The organism is Pseudomonas knackmussii B13, assembly GCF_000689415.1.
GTDB lineage: Bacteria > Pseudomonadota > Gammaproteobacteria > Pseudomonadales > Pseudomonadaceae > Pseudomonas > Pseudomonas knackmussii.
Map to the genome: position 1 here is coordinate 2,609,018 of NZ_HG322950.1, position 17,192 is coordinate 2,626,209.

Genomic DNA, 17,192 nt, shown 5'->3' on the forward strand with positions numbered 1-17,192 from the left:
GGAGCCGAGGCCGTCTTGCGACCTTCGGCAGACATTCATGAACTGAGTCTGCAGGAACTTTCCTGTGATGGCCGTCACAATATCCGGTATTGCGGCTTTTTGGCATTACGAAGGGCTTAAGAGTGTTCGCCCGGCGGTCGCCCTCTTTTCCGAAGAGTCCGCCAACGACCAGGTTTCCCATGCGCCAGCACGACCGAATTGCTTTCCGCTCGATGTTCCGTATTCGTGTCCACGACGCCGCCAGCGGCGCGCTGATCGGTTATGCCGCCGATGTCTCGGAAAGCGGCCTGAAGCTGCGCTGCGATGTACTGCTGGAGGTCGACAGCCTGCTCGACCTGCGCCTGCGCATGCGTGACCGCGAGGACCGCATGCGCGTGGCCGAAGTGAAGATGCGCTGCGTCTGGGCGCGGGAAAACGCGCAGACCGGCCAGTACGAGGCCGGTCTGAAGCTGGAGCTGCCCTCGGTCACCTTCAACGAGCTGATGAACGAACTGCGCGCCGGTCGTCGCACGCCGGCGCCGGGCTGACCTCAGCCGAGGGTGCCGAGGATGTTCACCGCCACGCGCTCGGGGATTTCGTTCTGCGACAGCACGTGCAGGCCGGGGCTGAACACGCGGGCATAGCGCGCCAGCAGTGGGCGCAGTTGCGGCATCACGGTGAGGATCGGCGGGTGGCCGTCCTTGCGCAGCTTTTCCTTCACCACCGGCATGGTGTTCTGCAACTGGTTGAGCAGGTTCGGCTCCACCGGGATGTTGTCCAGGCTCACCGGGCCTGCCTGCTGGGCGATGGCCAGGGCGCTGAGCAGGGTGTTCTCCAGGTTGTTGTCGAGGATGAACACCGAAAGCTCGCCGCGTTCGCCGGCGATGCCCGAGACGATGCTGCGGCGCAGCGCGTAGCGCACGTCGGAGGCCAGCAGCACCGGGTCCTTGGTGGTTTCCGCCGACTCCACCAGGGTGGTGGCGATGCTGACCACGTCGCGCAGCGGCACCTGCTCCTGCAGCAGCTGGCGGTAGACGCGGTGCTGCAGGCTGAAGCTCAGCTGCGAACGCAGGTGCTCGGCAAGCTTCGGCGACTGGCTGGCCAGGCGCTGCATCAGCTGTTCGACGTCGTCGTGCTTGAAGATTTCCGGCAGGTGCTCGCGGATCACCTTGTTCAGGTGCGTGGCGATGACGCTGGCGCAATCGATCACCTGGTAGCCGAGGTTGAGCGCGCGCGGTTTGTCTTCCGGGCGAATCCACACCACCGGCATCTGGTAGGCCGGGTCGTGGCCGAGGATGCCGTCGATCTCGCCGTAGAGTTCCGCCGAGGGAATCGCCATCAGGCGGTCGGCGTGCAATTCGGCGCCGTCGATGCGTTCGCCGCTGATGTGAATGCTGTATTGCCCGGCCTTCAGCCGCAGGCTGTCGCGGATGTGCACTTCCGGGAGGAGGAAGCCGAGGCTTTCCGAGAGCGTCTGGCGCACCCCGCGCACGCGCTGCACCAGCGGCGCGCCGCCGGCTTCGTTGACCAGCCCGACCAGCTTGTAGCCCAGCGACACCGACAGCCGCTCGACCAGCGGGATGTCGTCCCAGCCGAGGTTCTGCACGCGCTCCTGGTCCATCGCCTTGCCCAGGGCCTCGACCTTGTCGAGTTCTTCCGCCTCGGCCGGCGGCTCGGCCAGCGACACCCGCCAGGCGACGAAGGCGATCAGCGCGGCGAAGCTGAAGAACGCCAGGTGCGGCATGCCCGGCACCATGGCCAGGACGGTGACGATGCCGGCCACCGTATAAAGGATGGAGGGCGAGGCGAGCATCTGCCGGCGCACCAGCGCGGTGATCTCCGCCGACTCGTTGACCCGGGTGATGATGATCGCCGCCGCGGTGGACAGCAGCAGCGCCGGGATCTGCGCCGCCAGGCCGTCACCGATGGTCAGCAGGGCGTATTGGCGGAAGGCCTCGCCGCCGGCCATGGCGTAGACGAAGACGCCGATGGCGACACCGCCGAACAGGTTGATCAGCAGGATCAGGATGCCGGCGATGGCGTCGCCGCGTACGAACTTCGAGGCGCCGTCCATCGCGCCGTAGAAGTCGGCTTCCTTGGCCACCTCGGCGCGGCGCTTCTTCGCCTCGGCCTGGTCGATCAGGCCAGCGTTGAGGTCGGCGTCGATGGCCATCTGCTTGCCGGGCAGGGCGTCCAGGGTGAAGCGCGCGGTCACCTCGGAAATCCGCTCGCCCCCCTTGGTGATGACCATGAAGTTGATGATGGTGAGGATCACGAAGACGATGATGCCGACGATGAAATTGCCGCCGATCACCACGTGGCCGAAGGCCTCGATCACCTTGCCCGCCGCGCCCGAGCCGGTGTGGCCGTCGAGCAGCACCACGCGCGAGGAGGCGACGTTCAGCGACAGCCGCAGCAGGGTGGTGACCAGCACCACGGTCGGCAGCAGCGAGAAGTCCAGCGGGCTGCGTGAGGACACGCTGACCATCAGCACCAGCAGGGCGATGCCGATGTTGAAGGTGAAGAGCACGTCCAGCAGCAGCGGCGGCAGCGGCAGGATGATCATCGCCAGGATGGAGAGGACGACCAGCGGGATGCCGATCCGCCCGCTGCGCAGTGTCGGCAGGAGTTGCTCGAGGAAATTCATGGTTGGCCTCTGCTTGCCAGGCTGTCGGGAATGGGGAGGTGGGTGGCCAGTTCCGGCTTGCGTTGCCGGCGCCCCTGGCGGTAGGCGCGCAGCTGCAGGATGTAGGTCAGCACGTGGGCCACGGCGGTATACAGGCCGGCCGGGATCTGCTGGTTGACCTGGGTGCTGAAGTAGATGGCGCGCGCCAGCGGCGGCAGCTCGAGGACTTCGAGATTGTGCTTGGCGGCGGCCTGGCGGATGTACAGGGCCATCTCATCCATGCCGCGGGCGAGCACGTAGGGCGCCTGGGCCTTCTTCGGGTCGTACTTGAGCGCCACCGCGAAGTGCGTGGGGTTGGTCACCACCACGTCGGCCTTGGGCAGCACGCGGTTGATCTGCCGCTGCAGCATCTGCCGCTGCACCTGGCGGATACGCGCCTTCACTTCCGGGCGGCCTTCCTGGTTCTTGTGCTCCTCGCGGCGCTCCTGCTTGGTCATGCGCATGCGCCGGTGGAACAGGAAGCGCTGCAGCGGCACGTCGAGCAAGGCGAAGAGGACGAAGACCATGAGCAGGCCGATCAGGGTGTCGTAGAGCAGGCCGAGGGAGCCGCCGATGGCCGTGCGGATGTCGCCGCGCTGCAGCTGGATCAGCTCCGGGATCGCTTCCTGCAACTGATACCAGGCCACTGTCAGCAGCACGGCCATCTTCAGCAGCGATTTCAGCAATTCGGTGAGGTTCTGCGGCGAAAACATCTTCGCCAGGCCGGAAATCGGGTTGAGCTTGCCGGCTTTGAAGGCCAGGTTCGCGGAAGCGAAGATCCAGCCGCCAGGCACCATGCCGAAGGTCACCACCAGCAAGGGCGTTAGCAGCAGCGGCAGGAGCAGCTGGACCAGCAGCCAGATGTGCTGGCCGAGGATCAGCGCCAGGTCGTTCAGGCCGATCTCGCTGTGCTTCAGGTCCAGGTAGGAGAAGCGGAAGCTGTCCTCCAGGCCCTGGCAGAAGCGCCCGACGCAGGCCTTGAGCACGAGCAGGGTGCAGAGCAGTGCGACCGTGCCGGCCAGGTCCTTCGAGCGCGGCACCTGGCCCTGTTCGCGGCTCTTGCGCAGTTTGTGCGCGCTGGCCTCTTCGGTCTTTTCACCGGAGCTGTTCTCAGCCATGGCTGGCCTCCCGCAGCAGGTGGCCGAGGTTGTCGAGCAGCTCGCGGGAGAGGTGCAGGTAGTTTTCCGGCAGCTCCGGCAGGGTCAGGTGGATGCATGCCAGGCTCGCCAGGATGGCCATGGGGAAGCCCAGGGAGAACAGGTTCATGGCCGGCGAGATGCGGTTGAGCAAGCCGAAGCAGAACTGCACGAGGAAGAGCGCGAACACCAGCGGCAGGCTGAGCAACGTGGCGGCGGACAGCACCCAGGCCATGGCGTAGATGAAGGTGGCGAAGCCGGCGTAGCTGAGGCCGCTGCCCACCGGCCAGTAGACGAAACTCTGGTAGATCACGCTGACCGCCAGCAGGTGGCCGTCGCTGGCGAGGAACAGCAGGGCGATCAGCAGGAAGTACAACTGGCCGACCACCGAGGACGAGGACACGCCGTTCACCGGGTCGTTGTAGCGCGCCATGCTCATGCCCATCTGCGTCGAGACGATCTCGCCGACCACGCTGAAGATCACGAACACCAGTTGCAGGGTCAGGCCGAGCAGGGCGCCCACGGCGATCTGCTCGATGGCAGCGAGGATGCCGGCGGCCGACAGCGCGTCGAGTTGCGGAGGGCGGGGCAGGGCAGTGGACAGCGCCAGGGTCAGCGCCAGGACGAGCAGAACCCGGGCGCGCTTGGGCAGCGACTTGTGGCCGAGCACCGGCGCCGTGGTCGCCAGCGCCATGATCCTGCAGAACGGCCACCAGTAGCGCTGCATCTCCTGCAGGTACTGGCTGGCCTCAAGCAGCGACTCGTTGGCAAGCATCCGTCGCGTCCCGCCTAGCCGACCAGGTGTCCGGCCTGCTTGAAGGTCTCGATGAACAGGTCGCTCAGCGTGCGCAGGATCCAGTGCCCGGCGAACACCAGCATGCCCAGGGTGATCAGCAGGCGCGGGAGGAAGCTGAGCATCTGCTCGTTGATCTGCGTGGCGGCCTGGAAAATGCTCACCAGCAGGCCGCCAAGCAGGCTCGGCACGACCAGCACGCAGACCACGATGGCGGTGATGTGCACGGCATTGGCGATGAACTCGACGGCGTATTCCGGGGTGAGCATGGCGGCCTCAGAACGGCTGGATGCTGGAGGTGAGGGTGCCCATCAGCAGCGCCCAGCCGTCGACCAGGACAAACACCATGAGCTTGAACGGCAGCGAGATCATCATCGGCGAGAGCATCATCATGCCCATCGCCATGAGCACGCTGGCCACCACCAGGTCGATGACCAGGAAGGGCACGAAGATCATGAAGCCGAGCTGGAAGGCGGTCTTCAGCTCGCTGAGCACATAGGCCGGCAACAGCAGCGAAAAGTCGAGATCGGCCTTGTTCTCCGGCATCTTCTCGCCCGCCAGGGCGAGCAGGGTGTCCAGGGAGGTCTTGGAGGTCTGCGCGAGCATGAAGCGGCTCAGGGTGCCCTTGGCGCGGCCCAGGCCCTCTTCCAGGGTGATGCTGTCGGCCTGGAAGGGCACGTAGGCCACGGTGTAGACCTCCTTCCACACCGGGCGCATGACCAGCAGGGTCATGCACAGCGCGATGCCCACCAGGATGTTGTTCGGCGGGCTCTGCTGCAGGCCCAGGGCTTGGCGCAGGATCGACAGGACGATGATGAAGCGGGTGAAGCAGGTCATCATCAGCAGCATGGCCGGGAGGAAGCCGAGCAGCGTCATCATCACCAGGATCTGCAGCTTCACGCTCAGTTCCTGGCCATGGCCGGTGTCGTTCAGGCTCAGCAGCGAAACCTCGCCGCCGGCGGCCAGGACCATGCCGGGAAGCATCCCGGCAAGCCCCAGGCCCAGCGCCAGCCAGTGCCGCGCGCGGTTCATCGGGTCAGGTCGTCCAGCCCGGCGCCGCACAGTTCCAGCACGCGCAGGCCGTAGTTGCCGTTCATCACCACCACCTCGGCCTTGGCGAAGAGCGCGCCGTTGACCTTCAGGTCCAGCGGCTCGCCGGCCAGCTTGTCGAGGACGATGACGCTGGAGGTGTCGACCTCCATCAGCTCCTTCAGGGAAATCTCGGTGGAGGCGACCTCCAGGGTCAGGTTCACCGGGATCTTGCCGAAGAAGCTCAGGTCCTGGCGCGCCGCCGGGGAGGCTTCGGGGCTGGGCATGGACGGCTCGTCGAGGGCCAGGCCCGCATCGTTGAGCAGGTTGTCCAGTTCGCTGTCGGTCACTTGGCTCATGGGCTTGTCACGCTTTCCAGGGAGGTCAGGAAAAGGCCGCCATCTTCTTCGAAAAGGCTGCCGCGGAAGAGTTTCTGCTGGTTAACCTGCACGTCGCAGCGCTCCAGCATGCGCACCGGGATGATGTCGCCGGGACGCAGGTCCAGCGCCTGGTTCAACGGCAGCTGCAGGGCGGCGATCACGCAATCCAGGCGCACCGGCAGGTGCAGCAGGTGCTGCATGGGGTCGCCGTTGAGCCGCGCCGGCGGCGGGCCGGAGAGGCGCGCCGTGAGTTCGTCGGTCAGCTCGCCGTCCAGGTAGATGTGCAGCGCTGCCGTGTTGCCGGTGATGTGGCTGAGGAACTGGAACTCGGCGACGTATTCCCACTGCACGATCTCGTAGTCGTTGTCGTGCGGGCTCAGCTCGCCAAAGGTGTCGCCCAGCAGCAGCGAGCGGGCGAACAGCTGGCTGACGTCCACCCCCAGGCGCTTGCGCATGCGCTGCTCGGAGGTGCTGATCGGCGGGGTGTCGTGGCTCGGCAGCGAGGTGCCGCCGTAGTAGCACTCCAGGGCCTCGGTCAGCAGCGGGCGATCGATGGCGAAACCGACCTTGCCGCCGGGGCAGCTGAACACGCATTCGGCCGGTCGCGGCGCCTGCTCGTGGACCTCGATCTTCTGCAACTCCAGGTTGATCCGGTAGTTGCGCAGGAAATAGTCGCTGATGGTCCGCGGATATTTATGGACGATCTCGCGAATATATTGCGGAACGCGATGGTGATGCCGGCCCAACTTGTGTGGCTGCAAGCGCGTGAGTCTTTCCGAGGGCACGCCGTGGTGGACTTTGGATGGGCCAGTCATGGGTTGTGTCGAATTCCGGAAGTTGGGGCTGCTCAAGGCGTTCGCGGCGCTCCCGGACGGTGCCGGGCAGGACGAACCTGAGGTGCTCGCCGGGGCCATCGGGAAAATCACCGAGGAGCCTCTGCAGATGGGCGGAAGTCTATGGCGGCGGGAGCTTGCGGTTAAATCAATAGATATCAAATGACGTTTTTGATCGTCAGCGGAGGGCGCCTAAGCGAATTTGACGAGAACTGACTGGGTCGTTTTGGCGTGATCTGGTTAACGTTGCGGCAGTGACGGGGTGCGCAACAAAAAGCAGCCCGTGAATGAGCAGGGCGACCGGGAAGTGGAACTTCTTAAGCCCTGTCGAAGAAAGAACTGAAAAAAGAGGTGAACTTTTCGAGGGTCTTTATAAAAGGCCGGAAAGTTGCCAGGGAAATGACCTCCATAAACGGCGGAAGTTCATCGTCGATGTGCGGGCGATGAAATAAACGAGTGCTGCCCAAGGCAGCCGAGAAGCAGGAAAGTTGCATTGAAACAGTTCAATCAATTGTCCAGTCAGGCGGCCCGGATCACCCCGGCCGAGCAGCAGGTGGTGATCGTCGGCGGGGCCGGCGAGATCGGCCTGGACCTGCTCAACGAGGGGCTGGCGCGACTCGGTCGCGAGGTGCTGCGGGTACGCCATCCGGCCGAGCTGGACGGCTGCGACCTGCAGGCGGTCGGCCCGGTCTTCGTCTTCGCCGAGCGCCAGCCGGCGCGCACTTTCCCGCACATCGCCGAGCTGCTGCAGCGGGTGCCGCAGCTGAGCCTGGTGCCGGTGGTCGAGTACGCCGACCAGGAAATGGCCGCGCAGCTGCTGGAGCTGGGCTGCGTCGACTACCTGCTGGCGCCGTTCAGCGAAAGCCAGCTGGCCGCGCTGCTGCACCGCCACGAACAGGCCCAGGCCGCAGGCGAAGGCTTCGTCTCGCAGTCGCGCGCCGGCCGCCGTCTGCTGGCCATGGCCCAGCGCGTGGCGCAGACCCGCGCGCCCATCCTCATCACTGGCGAAACCGGCACCGGCAAGGAGCTGATGGCGCGCTACATCCATCGCTTCTCCGCCGATCCGCAGGCGCCCTTCGTCGCGGTGAACTGCGCGGCAATCCCCGAACAAATGCTCGAATCGATTCTTTTCGGCCACGAACGCGGCGCGTTCACCGGCGCTGTCAGCGCCCAGCCGGGCAAGTTCGAACAGGCCAACGGCGGCACCCTGCTGCTCGATGAAATCGGCGAACTGCCGCTGGGCCTGCAAGCCAAGCTGCTGCGCGTGCTGCAGGAGCAGCGCGTGGAGCGCCTGGGCGGGCAGCGCGAGATCCGCCTGGACGTGCGCATCATCGCCGCGACCAACCGTGACCTGCAGGACGAAGTGGCCGCCGGGCGTTTCCGTTCCGACCTGATGTTCCGCCTCGACGTGCTGCCGCTGCACATCAGCCCGCTGCGCGAGCGCAAGGACGACATCCTGGCCCTGGCCCAGCGCTTCATCGGCCAGTACGCGCCGCAGGAGCGCCACGCCGAGCTGCTCACCGAGCCGGCCCGCCAGGCGCTGCTGGCCCACGACTGGCCGGGCAACGTGCGCGAGCTGGAAAACGTCATCCAGCGCGCCCTGGTGCTGCGCGCCGGGCTGTTCATCCAGCCCCGCGACCTGGGCCTCGCACCGCCTGCCGGGCTGGTGGAAGCCGTCCCGGTGGCGCAGCTGCCGGCCGAAGGCGGCAAGGCTGCGCTGCGCGCCAGCGGCAAGTGGGCCGAGTACCAGCACGTGATCGACACCATCCGCCGTTTCGGCGGGCACAAGACCAAGGCCGCCGAAAGCCTCGGCATGACGCCGCGCGCGCTGCGCTACCGGCTCAATGCCATGCGCGAGCAGGGCGTGCACCTGTCCTTCTGACCCGAGACCCCGTGAATGAACCCAATTCTGCAGGCCCGTAACGACATGCTCGGGCAGATGGAACAAATGCGCGAGCTGTCCGCGGCGCCGATCCGCCCGGCCGCGCAGATCGACGGCGCGGTCGCCGAGGCCGGCGTCGGCAATGCCTTCGAGGACGCGCTGCGCGCCGTGGACGCCCAGCAGCACCAGGCCAGCGCGGCCATGGCGGCGGTAGACAGCGGGCAGAGCGACGACCTGGCCGGGGCGATGATCGAGAGCCAGAAGGCCAGCGTCTCCTTCAGTGCGCTGCTGCAGGTGCGCAACAAGCTGAGCAGCGCCTTCGACGAAATCATGAGCATGCCGCTGTGACGGCGGACAAGGGCTGAACCGTGCTGCAGAAGATCAAAACCCGCCTGCCCCTGGAAAAGCTGCGCTTCGACCCGCGCCTGAGCCTGCTCGGCCTGGCCGGCGGCGCCGCGTTGCTGGCCCTGGGCAGCACCTGGTACCTGTGGCGCGACCAGGGCGCCTTCCATCCGCTGTATGGCGCAGGCGAAGCCTTCCCGGCCGCCGAGGTCATGCAGGTGCTCGACGCCGAGGGCGTCGCCTATCGCCTGCACCCGCAGAGCGGCCAGGTGCTGGTGCGTGACGACCAGCTGGCCCACGTGCGCATGCTGCTGGCGGCCAAGGGGGTGAAGGTCGCGGTGCCGGCTGGCTACGAACTGTTCGACAAGGACGAGCCGCTGGGCACCAGCCAGTTCGTCCAGGACGTGCGCTTGAAACGCAGCCTCGAAGGCGAGCTGGCGCGCACCGTGATGACCCTGGAAGGCGTGCAGCAGGCGCGTGTACACCTGGCCCTGGAGCAGGACAGCTCCTTCGTGGTCAGCCAGCGCGACCCGGCCAAGGCCTCGGTGATGCTGCAACTGGCGCCGGGCTACAAGCTCAAGCCGGACCAGGTCGCCGCGGTGGTCAACCTGGTGGCCAACAGCGTGCCGCAGCTCCAGCCGGAGAGCGTCAGCGTGGTCGACCAGCACGGCGTGCTGCTGTCGCGCGGGCTCAGCGCCTGGGGCGGCTCGCAGGAAAACGGCCAACTGGTCGACGACTTCCAGCAGAAGGCCGTGGCCAACGTCGAGCAGGTCCTCGCGCCCATCCTCGGCGCCGGCAACTACCGCGTCAGCGTGGCCGCCGACATCGACTTCAGCCAGGCCGAGGAAACCCGCCAGACCTACGGCGACAACCCGCGCCTGCGCCGCGAGACCACCCGCGACGATCGCACCCTGGACGAGCTCGCCCTCGGCGTGCCCGGCTCGCTGAGCAACCTGGCCCCGGCCAAGCCGAACGACCCGCAGCAGGGCGCCGGCAATGCGCAGGCGGCCGCAGCCGGTGGCGCCAATGGTGCTGGTGGCGAGAAGGGCCAGAACAAGTCGGCCACCTCGCTGCGCCAGGAATCCAACCGGCAGATCGACTACGACCAGACCGTCACCCATGTGAAGCGCGCGCCCTTCAACCTGCGCCAGCAGAGCATCGCGGTGATGATCAACGCCAACGTCGCGCCCAAGGATGGCTGGAACGAAGAGGCGCGCAAACAGATGGAACAGGCGGTGAAGAACGCCGTCGGCTTCAACGCCGCACGTGGCGACAGCCTGTCGATCTCGGTGCTGCCCTTCGTCGCCGCCGAACCCGTGGACGCGGCGAGCCCCTGGTGGGCCGACCCGCAATTGCAGGGCTGGGCCCGGCTGGGTGCCTTCACCCTGGTCAGCCTGCTGCTGGTGCTGCTGGTGGTGCGCCCGGCGGTCCGCAGCCTGAGCAACCGTCCGGCGTCGGGCGTGGCAGTGGACGACAACGACGGCCTGGCGCCGCTGCTCAGTGGCGAACGCGCCGCCGAGCGCCTGCTCGCCCGGGTCGGCGACGAACCGCGCGCGCTGGGTGTGTTCAGCGAACTCAACCCGCTGTCGGAGATTCGCCTGCCGGCGCCCGGCTCGGGCCTGGAGCACCAGATCGAACACCTGCAGATGCTGGCCAAGAACGATCCCGAGCGGGTCTCCGAAGTGATCAAGCAATGGATAGGGCGCAATGAGCGAGACCTCCAACCCGTCGGCTGAAGAGCCGCGCGTACCGGCGCGCCGGCGCAATATGAGCTCCATGGAACAGGCGGCGATCCTCATGCTGAGCATGGGTGACGAAACCTCCGCCGGCGTGCTGCGACACTTCTCCCGCGAGGAGATCATCAGCATCAGCCAGGCCATGGCGCGGCTGAACAACGTCAAGCTGCCGATGGTCTCGGACGTCATCGGCCGCTTCTTCGAGGACTACAAGGAGCAGAGCAGCATCAAGGGTGCCTCGCGCGGCTACCTCGCCGGCATGCTCGGCAAGGCGTTGGGCAGCGACATCACCCGCAGCCTGCTGGACAGCATCTACGGCGAGGAAATCCGCGCGAAGATGGCCCGCCTGGAATGGCTCGATCCCAAGCAGTTCGCTGCGCTGATCGCCAACGAGCACGCGCAGATGCAGGCGGTGTTCCTTGCCTTCCTGCCGCCGTCGATGGCCAGCGAGGTGCTCGAATGCCTGCCGGCCGAGCGCCAGGACGAATTGCTCTACCGCATCGCCAACCTCAGCGAGGTCAGCAGCGAAGTCATCGCCGAACTCGAGCAACTGATCGACCGCAGCCTGCAGGTGCTTTCCGCGCAGGGCTCGCAAGTACGCGGCATCAAGCAGGCGGCGGACATCATGAACCGCTTCAAGGGCGACCGGAACCAGATGTTCGAGCTGCTGCGCGGGCACAGCGAGGACCTGGTGGAGCGCATCGAGGAGGAGATGTACGACTTCTTCATCCTCTCCCGGCAGTCCCAGGACACCCTGCAGGCGCTGCTCGAAGCCATCCCCCTGGAAGAGTGGGTGGTCGCGCTCAAGGGCGCCGAGCCGGCGCTGGTCAAGGCCATCCAGGCCGCGATGCCCAAGCGCCAGGCGCAGCAGATGGATTCCATCAAGCGCCGCCAGGGCCCGGTGCCGCTGAGCCGCGTCGAGCAGGTGCGCCGCGACATCATGGGCATGGTCCGCGAGCTGGCCGCCGAAGGCGAAATCCAGCTGCAGCTGTTCCGCGAACAGACGGTGGAGTGAGGCGAACATGACGGTCAAGGTTATCCGCGGCAGCACCCGCGAGTGGCGGCCGTACCGATTCCCGCCGCGTTGCAGCGGGGCCCTGCAGGAGCAATGGCAGGGCGGCGATCCGGCCGAACTGCAACGCGCCGTAGCCGACGGCTACCAGCAGGGCAGCGAGAAGGGCTACCACGAAGGCCTCGAACAGGGGCGCGAAGCCGGCCACGCGGAAGGCCTGCGCAGCGGTCGCCAGGAAGGCCTGCGCCAGGGGCGCGAGGAGGGCCGTGCCGAGGGGCGCCAGGTGTTCGAAACCGCGGCGCAGCCGCTGGATCGCCTGTGCCAGGAGTTCCGCCGCTTCGCCGAGCAGTTCGAGGCGCAGCGCCGCGAGCAATTGCTGGAGCTGGTGCAGAAGGTTTCCCGGCAAGTCATCCGCTGCGAGCTGACCCTGCATCCGACCCAATTGCTGAGCCTGGCCGACGAGGCCCTGGCGGCGATGCCGGAGCGCCCGGAGAGCGTGCAACTGCTGCTCAACCCCGAGGAGTGCGCGCGCATTCGCGAGTTGGCCCCGGAACGCGCTGCAGCCTGGCGCCTGGTCCCCGACGAGCGCCTGGCGCTGGGCGAGTGCCGGCTGCTGACCGCCGAAGAGGAAACCGATATCGGCTGCCAGCAGCGCCTGGACAGCTGCATGCAAGTGCTCGACGAGCACCTGCTGGGCGAAGCCTGACCATGGCCCTGGGCGACGGCTTCGGCTTCGACCGCGACCTCGATCTCGACGGCGCCCTGCGCTCGCTCGATGCAGTCCAGCTGGCGAAGGTCAGTGGGCGCCTGGTGCGGGTCTCCGGGCTGCTCCTGGAAAGCCTCGGTTGCCGCCGCGCCACCGGCCAGCGCTGCATGGTCGAGCAGGCCGACGGCAGCCTGCTGGACGCCCAGGTGGTCGGCTTCAACCGTGATACCACCTACCTGATGCCGTTCAAGAAACCGGTCGGCCTGGCCGCCGGCTCGCGGGTGTTCCCCGCCGAGGAGCAGGCCGCGCTGCGCATCGACGAATCCTGGCTGGGGCGGGTGGTCAACGGTCTCGGCGAACCCCTCGATGAACTGGGCCGGCTCGGCGGGCGCGATCCGCTGTCGACCCAGCTGCCAACGGTCAACCCGCTCAAGCGCCGCCCGGTGACCGAGGCGCTGGACGTCGGCGTGCGCGCCATCAACGGCTTGCTGACCCTCGGCAAGGGCCAGCGCGTGGGCCTGTTCGCCGGCAGCGGCGTGGGCAAGAGCGTGTTGCTGGGCATGATCACCCGGCAGACCAAGGCCGATGTAGTGGTGGTTGGGCTGATCGGCGAGCGCGGCCGCGAAGTGCAGGAATTCATCCAGCACTCCCTCGGCGAGGAAGGCCGGCGCAAGGCCGTGGTGGTAGTCGCGCCGGCCAACGAGTCGCCCTTGATGCGCCTGAAGGCCACCGAGCTGTGCCACAGCATCGCCGCCTATTTCCGCGACCAGGGCCGCGACGTGCTGCTGCTGGTCGATTCGCTGACCCGCTACGCCATGGCCCAGCGCGAAATCGCCCTGGCCCTGGGCGAGCCGCCGGCGACCAAGGGCTACCCGCCGTCGGTGTTCGGCATGCTCCCGGAGCTGGTGGAAAGCGCCGGCAACGGCGTGGCCGGCAGCGGCAGCCTGAGCGCGCTCTACACCGTGCTCGCCGAGGGCGACGACCAGCAGGACCCGATCGCCGACAGCGCGCGGGCCATCCTCGACGGCCACATCGTGCTGTCGCGCCGCCTGGCCGATATCGGCCACTACCCGGCCATCGACATAGGCGCTTCGGTCAGCCGCTGCATGGCGCAGGTCGGCGACCCGCAGCAGCTGCGCGCGGCGCGGCAGTTCAAGGAGTTCCACGGCACCTACGAGAAGATCCGCGAACTGATCCCGCTCGGCGGCTATACGGCAGGGCTCGACGCGCGCACCGACCGTGCCGTGCAACTGGCCCCGGCCCTGGAACGCTTCCTGCGCCAGGAGGTGGGCGAGGGCGCCGACCTCGCGGCCAGCCGTGAAACCCTGCAAACGGTACTGCGCGGATGAAAGAACAGATCGACACCCTGCGCCGGCTCGCCGGCGTGCGCGGCAACCGCGTGCGCGAGATGCTCGGCCGGGTCAACTACCAGCGCGGCCTGTGCCAGCGCTACCGCAACAACATCACCGGCCTGAACCGCCTGTGCGGCTTCGTGGTGCCGACCAGCACCGCGCTGCAACGCGGCAACCAGCAGCAGTACAAGGCCACGCTGTTCAAGATGCTGGCCCTGCAGCAGCGCGAGCTGGAAGTGGCCGAGCAGACCCTGGAGCGCATCCAGGCCGAACTGCTGCAGGCCATGCGTGGCGAGAAGGTGCTGGAGCACGTCATCGAATCGCGCCTGGAGCAATGGCAGGCGCAGCTGGCGCGCCAGGAACAGAAGATCCAGGACGGCCTGGCCGCCCAGGCGTGGTGGCGCGGGCAGGATTGATGAGGCAGCATTTAAGTTCTTCGGCGCATGGGTCGCCTGTGGGTCGATAGGCCCCCCTTATTCTGGATTCGAGCATGGAAATCACCCGCCAACTCAAGCCCGCCCTCGGCACCCCGGTGCAGACCGCCGCGACCTCGCGCGCGTCCACCCAGGCCACGGTGCAAGGCGCCGCGACCCAGGCCGCAGGCAATGCCGCCGCGTTGCCGGTCGAGCAACTGCAGGACGCCCTGGGCGCGCTGCCGGACGTCGACCTGGACAAGGTCGCGGCCATTCGCGACGCCCTGGCGCGCGGCGAGATCTCCCTCGACCCCGAGGCGCTGTCGCGCAGCATGCTCGACTTCCACGGCGGCGGTGCATGAGCGAAAAGCGCGCCCGCCTGCTGCAACTGATCGAGGCCGACATTCGCCTGGATCGGGCTGATTACCTGTACCTGCGTGCGGCATTGCTGGAGCTGCACGACCAGCTGATGGCCCGTGACAGCGAGGCCATCTCCCGCGGCAACCGACGAATCGAAGAGCTGGTGGCCAGCGTGCGCGAACGCGCCGAACGCCGCACCAAGGTCCTCCAGGCATTCGGCCTGCATATCGACCGCGCCGGCATGCAACGCCTGTTGGAACACTTCCCCGGCGCCGGCCGCGAAGCCCTGCAACGCGACTGGCAGCAGCTGGGCGAACAGGTCGAGGAATGCCGCCTGCTCAACGAACGCAACGGCCGCCTGCTGGCGATGCACCACGAAATCCTCGGCCAATTGCTGGGCGAGCAAGGCGGGCACGGGGTCTATTCGCCCGCCTACTGAATCCATTCCTTTGCGGCGCCCCAGGGCGTCGTTTTTTTGCCTGCCGCGCAGCCCGAAAAGGCGGATAACCCCCTCGGGGTTATTCGTATATGGACTCCTCCCGGTTTGCCAGTGTTTGGCGGGGATTTCGAACCTAGGTACGACTGCGTCCGTATATCCGGCTTCATGGAGCGGTGTGGCAGCTCCCGAGCCCTGATGAAATGCGCGCCTGTATGTCTGATCGCCCTAACGGCTTTGCTTCACGGCAGCAGGGAGCCCGCGGATAACCCAGGTTTCATACAGGCCGGTTCGACCGGTTCGTCATCAATGCCATTCACTGTGCAATCGTGGTGGAGCGTTTCTACAGCGGTGTTGCCGGTAACGCTCAGGCGGGTTGGTAGGTGGTTTCCCGACTGAGCAGGGCCCAGACGATCCGGGCATTCTTGTTGGCCAGGGCAACGGCGACGGCGTTGGCATTGCATCGTTGCAACAGGCCTTGCAGCCAGCGACTGCGAGCATCGGTCTTGTTGGCGCAACAGCGTACGACCGAGCGGGAGCCATGGGTGAACAGGGTGCGCAGGTAGGTATCGCCACGCTTGGTGATCCCGCCCAGGCGCTGCTGCCCGCCCGTGGAGTGTTGCCGTGGCACCAGGCCCAGCCAGGCCGCGAACTGACGCGCCGTGCGGAATTGCCGGGCATCGCCGACCGCTGCCACCACCGCGCTGGCGGTGAGCGGGCCGATGCCTTCCACGGCCAGCAGGCGCTGGATGCGCGCATCCTCGCGCGCACTGCGCTTGATCACTCGCTCCAGTCGCTCGATGCGGGCATCCAGCGCCTGCAACTCCTCTTTCAAGCCGCTCAACAACTCGCCCATCGGCGCCGGCAAGGGCACCGGCTCGGCAGCGGTGACCGTCTCGAGCAGTTCGACCGTCGCCGCGCGCCCGCGTCGGCTGGCGACCAGGCCGAATTCGCCGAGCAAGCCGCGAATTTCGTTGCACAGTGCCGTACGGGCCCGGACCAGACGGCTGCGAATGCGATGCACGGACTGCCCGGCCTGCTGCTGCGCACTCTTCACCGGCACAAAGCGCATGCTCGGACGGCTGGCCGCCTCGCAGATCGCTTCGGCATCGTGGGCATCGTGTTTGTCACCCTTGACGTAAGGTTTGACGAACTGCGGTGCAATCAAGCGGACCTCGTGCCCCAGCCCCTGCAGCTCTCGCGCCCAATAGTGCGCACTGCCGCAGGCCTCCATCGCCACCAGGCAGGGTGCCAGCTGGCGAAAGAAATCCAGCATCTGCGCCCGCTTGAGCTGCCGCCGGCACACCACGCGCTCGTGGCTATCGACGCCGTGCACCTGAAATACCTGCTTTGCCAGATCCAGACCAACGCGACTAATGTTCATGCTGACTCCCCCTCCGGGACTTGTGGCTACACCATCAGTCTGGCGCTTGACGCCGTAGGAGGGAGGAGTCCATTTCATTGCCCTACCAACGCGCCCGTGCCGAACTCGCGGAATCCCCCTGTAGGAGCGGATCTCATCCGCGAAAATCCCCGCGCCAATGCCTTTGTAGGAGCACGCCATGCGCGCGAGTCGCGGATGAGGTCCGTTCCTGATGAGTCAATCGTGACGCTCAGCTCATTATTGGCCTGACCAGGCCGCTGAGACGCGGCACCGTGTTCAGCTCCAGTTTCGCTTCGGCCACCTTGCCCTCCGGCACGTAGATGGCACGCACATGGTCGATGTTGATTCCGCGGCAGCTGACCGGGTGATCGAGGAACCTCTCATGGGTGCAGACCTCGCTACCTAATCCGAACAGAACCGGATAGGCCCCAGATTCGCAGCCGAACTTCGCGTAGTGCAGCGATTCGCCGAAGTTCTGCACGTGATTCAGGCTGACGCCCTGCGAGACGGGCTGGCCGCAGTACAGATAACGGCGCGTATAGCCACGTTCTCCGGAATGCAGGCCGTGGGCATGGAACCAGGGGGTTCCGTCGATTTCCTCCATGCTCAGCAGCGCCCTGAAGCGAATCAGGCCGGCGAAGGAATGGCTGTTGGAGCCATGTACGTAGCTGACCCCTCGCGCGGCCATGTCGACGAATTGGGGCTGTTGTTGCACGGGGGTGATGTTCAGGGAGAGCGCGGGGCGTCTTTTCAT

The 17,192-nt window shown here is 66.7% G+C and carries 19 protein-coding genes; 10 read left to right on the forward strand and 9 right to left on the reverse strand.

What is annotated here, in order from left to right; translation table 11 throughout:
* The first annotated feature begins 179 nt into the window (after window positions 1–179).
* Window positions 180–527, forward strand: coding sequence for a PilZ domain-containing protein (locus PKB_RS12340; protein ID WP_043252109.1), 348 nt, complete (start codon window positions 180–182; stop codon window positions 525–527).
* Window positions 528–529: 2 nt separating this feature from the next.
* On the opposite strand, the gene PKB_RS12345 is transcribed toward PKB_RS12340, so the two are convergent.
* Genes PKB_RS12345 through PKB_RS12375 form a run of 7 tightly spaced genes read right to left on the reverse strand, consistent with a single transcriptional unit; the run spans window position 530 to window position 6,797 of the window.
* Window positions 530–2,626: a flagellar biosynthesis protein FlhA gene (locus tag PKB_RS12345; RefSeq protein WP_043252111.1), complete on the reverse strand. Its 2,097-nt coding sequence runs from the start codon at window positions 2,624–2,626 to the stop codon at window positions 530–532.
* The gene (gene flhB, locus PKB_RS12350) at window positions 2,623–3,762 is read right to left on the reverse strand and encodes a flagellar type III secretion system protein FlhB (RefSeq protein ID WP_043252113.1); all 1,140 of its coding nucleotides are present in this window, start codon (window positions 3,760–3,762) and stop codon (window positions 2,623–2,625) included. Before flhB ends, PKB_RS12345 begins: the two co-directional genes overlap by 4 nt.
* The gene (gene fliR, locus PKB_RS12355) at window positions 3,755–4,555 is read right to left on the reverse strand and encodes a flagellar biosynthetic protein FliR (protein ID WP_043252115.1); all 801 of its coding nucleotides are present in this window, start codon (window positions 4,553–4,555) and stop codon (window positions 3,755–3,757) included. The genes flhB and fliR overlap by 8 nt, the downstream gene beginning before the upstream one ends.
* A gap of 14 nt (window positions 4,556–4,569) precedes the next feature.
* A complete protein-coding gene (locus PKB_RS12360; protein WP_043252117.1) occupies window positions 4,570–4,842 on the reverse strand; it encodes a flagellar biosynthetic protein FliQ in 273 nt (90 codons plus the stop codon).
* Window positions 4,843–4,849: 7 nt separating this feature from the next.
* Window positions 4,850–5,605, reverse strand: a complete 756-nt coding sequence (gene fliP / locus PKB_RS12365; RefSeq protein ID WP_043252119.1) for a flagellar type III secretion system pore protein FliP — start codon at window positions 5,603–5,605, stop codon at window positions 4,850–4,852.
* Complete coding sequence (locus PKB_RS12370; protein ID WP_043252121.1) at window positions 5,602–5,961, reverse strand: flagellar motor switch protein FliN; 360 nt, start codon at window positions 5,959–5,961, stop codon at window positions 5,602–5,604. Before PKB_RS12370 ends, fliP begins: the two co-directional genes overlap by 4 nt.
* Window positions 5,958–6,797, reverse strand: coding sequence for a FliM/FliN family flagellar motor C-terminal domain-containing protein (locus tag PKB_RS12375; protein ID WP_043252123.1), 840 nt, complete (start codon window positions 6,795–6,797; stop codon window positions 5,958–5,960). The genes PKB_RS12370 and PKB_RS12375 overlap by 4 nt, the downstream gene beginning before the upstream one ends.
* 511 nt (window positions 6,798–7,308) lie before the next feature.
* On the opposite strand from PKB_RS12375, the gene PKB_RS12385 reads away from it, so the two are divergent.
* The 9 genes from PKB_RS12385 (at window position 7,309) to flgN (ending at window position 15,057) form a co-directional block, all read left to right on the forward strand.
* Window positions 7,309–8,697: a sigma-54 dependent transcriptional regulator gene (locus tag PKB_RS12385; protein ID WP_052355258.1), complete on the forward strand. Its 1,389-nt coding sequence runs from the start codon at window positions 7,309–7,311 to the stop codon at window positions 8,695–8,697.
* 15 nt (window positions 8,698–8,712) lie between these two features.
* Window positions 8,713–9,045 (forward strand): flagellar hook-basal body complex protein FliE, encoded by a 333-nt coding sequence (gene fliE, locus PKB_RS12390; RefSeq protein WP_043252128.1) that lies wholly within the window; start codon window positions 8,713–8,715, stop codon window positions 9,043–9,045.
* Window positions 9,046–9,065: 20 nt separating this feature from the next.
* Window positions 9,066–10,775, forward strand: a complete 1,710-nt coding sequence (fliF, locus tag PKB_RS12395) for a flagellar basal-body MS-ring/collar protein FliF (RefSeq protein ID WP_043252129.1) — start codon at window positions 9,066–9,068, stop codon at window positions 10,773–10,775.
* Window positions 10,747–11,790, forward strand: coding sequence for a FliG C-terminal domain-containing protein (locus tag PKB_RS12400; RefSeq protein WP_043252132.1), 1,044 nt, complete (start codon window positions 10,747–10,749; stop codon window positions 11,788–11,790). Before fliF ends, PKB_RS12400 begins: the two co-directional genes overlap by 29 nt.
* A 7-nt stretch (window positions 11,791–11,797) precedes the next feature.
* Entirely contained in the window at window positions 11,798–12,493 is a 696-nt protein-coding gene (gene fliH, locus PKB_RS12405) for a flagellar assembly protein FliH (protein WP_043252134.1), read from the forward strand.
* 2 nt (window positions 12,494–12,495) lie between these two features.
* Window positions 12,496–13,842, forward strand: coding sequence for a flagellar protein export ATPase FliI (gene fliI / locus PKB_RS12410; RefSeq protein WP_043252136.1), 1,347 nt, complete (start codon window positions 12,496–12,498; stop codon window positions 13,840–13,842).
* Window positions 13,839–14,261 carry a flagellar FliJ family protein gene (locus PKB_RS12415; RefSeq protein WP_043252137.1) on the forward strand — a complete coding sequence of 141 codons (423 nt, stop codon included), beginning with the start codon at window positions 13,839–13,841 and terminating at the stop codon, window positions 14,259–14,261. The genes fliI and PKB_RS12415 overlap by 4 nt, the downstream gene beginning before the upstream one ends.
* A gap of 74 nt (window positions 14,262–14,335) precedes the next feature.
* A complete protein-coding gene (gene flgM / locus PKB_RS12420; protein ID WP_043252138.1) occupies window positions 14,336–14,620 on the forward strand; it encodes a flagellar biosynthesis anti-sigma factor FlgM in 285 nt (94 codons plus the stop codon).
* A complete protein-coding gene (flgN, locus tag PKB_RS12425; RefSeq protein ID WP_043252140.1) occupies window positions 14,617–15,057 on the forward strand; it encodes a flagellar export chaperone FlgN in 441 nt (146 codons plus the stop codon). Before flgM ends, flgN begins: the two co-directional genes overlap by 4 nt.
* 364 nt (window positions 15,058–15,421) lie before the next feature.
* Here flgN and PKB_RS12430 read toward each other — a convergent pair whose 3' ends face one another.
* Together PKB_RS12430 and PKB_RS12435 are read right to left on the reverse strand one after the other, a co-directional pair.
* Window positions 15,422–16,438: an IS110 family RNA-guided transposase gene (locus tag PKB_RS12430; RefSeq protein WP_043249792.1), complete on the reverse strand. Its 1,017-nt coding sequence runs from the start codon at window positions 16,436–16,438 to the stop codon at window positions 15,422–15,424.
* A gap of 229 nt (window positions 16,439–16,667) precedes the next feature.
* Window positions 16,668–17,192, reverse strand: a complete 525-nt coding sequence (locus PKB_RS12435) for a hypothetical protein (protein WP_043252142.1) — start codon at window positions 17,190–17,192, stop codon at window positions 16,668–16,670.

Excerpts from the sequence above, each read along its gene's own strand:
- PKB_RS12340 (WP_043252109.1), top strand. The coding sequence starts at position 180 with ATGCGCCAGCACGACCGAATTGCTTTCCGCTCGATGTTCCGTATTCGT.
- PKB_RS12345 (WP_043252111.1), bottom strand. The coding sequence starts at position 2,626 with ATGAATTTCCTCGAGCAACTCCTGCCGACACTGCGCAGCGGGCGGATC.
- flhB (WP_043252113.1), bottom strand. The coding sequence starts at position 3,762 with ATGGCTGAGAACAGCTCCGGTGAAAAGACCGAAGAGGCCAGCGCGCAC.
- fliR (WP_043252115.1), bottom strand. The coding sequence starts at position 4,555 with ATGCTTGCCAACGAGTCGCTGCTTGAGGCCAGCCAGTACCTGCAGGAG.
- PKB_RS12360 (WP_043252117.1), bottom strand. The coding sequence starts at position 4,842 with ATGCTCACCCCGGAATACGCCGTCGAGTTCATCGCCAATGCCGTGCAC.
- fliP (WP_043252119.1), bottom strand. The coding sequence starts at position 5,605 with ATGAACCGCGCGCGGCACTGGCTGGCGCTGGGCCTGGGGCTTGCCGGG.
- PKB_RS12370 (WP_043252121.1), bottom strand. The coding sequence starts at position 5,961 with ATGAGCCAAGTGACCGACAGCGAACTGGACAACCTGCTCAACGATGCG.
- PKB_RS12375 (WP_043252123.1), bottom strand. The coding sequence starts at position 6,797 with ATGACTGGCCCATCCAAAGTCCACCACGGCGTGCCCTCGGAAAGACTC.
- fliE (WP_043252128.1), top strand. The coding sequence starts at position 8,713 with ATGAACCCAATTCTGCAGGCCCGTAACGACATGCTCGGGCAGATGGAA.
- PKB_RS12400 (WP_043252132.1), top strand. The coding sequence starts at position 10,747 with ATGAGCGAGACCTCCAACCCGTCGGCTGAAGAGCCGCGCGTACCGGCG.
- fliH (WP_043252134.1), top strand. The coding sequence starts at position 11,798 with ATGACGGTCAAGGTTATCCGCGGCAGCACCCGCGAGTGGCGGCCGTAC.
- fliI (WP_043252136.1), top strand. The coding sequence starts at position 12,496 with ATGGCCCTGGGCGACGGCTTCGGCTTCGACCGCGACCTCGATCTCGAC.
- PKB_RS12415 (WP_043252137.1), top strand. The coding sequence starts at position 13,839 with ATGAAAGAACAGATCGACACCCTGCGCCGGCTCGCCGGCGTGCGCGGC.
- flgM (WP_043252138.1), top strand. The coding sequence starts at position 14,336 with ATGGAAATCACCCGCCAACTCAAGCCCGCCCTCGGCACCCCGGTGCAG.
- flgN (WP_043252140.1), top strand. The coding sequence starts at position 14,617 with ATGAGCGAAAAGCGCGCCCGCCTGCTGCAACTGATCGAGGCCGACATT.
- PKB_RS12430 (WP_043249792.1), bottom strand. The coding sequence starts at position 16,438 with ATGAACATTAGTCGCGTTGGTCTGGATCTGGCAAAGCAGGTATTTCAG.
- PKB_RS12435 (WP_043252142.1), bottom strand. The coding sequence starts at position 17,192 with ATGAAAAGACGCCCCGCGCTCTCCCTGAACATCACCCCCGTGCAACAA.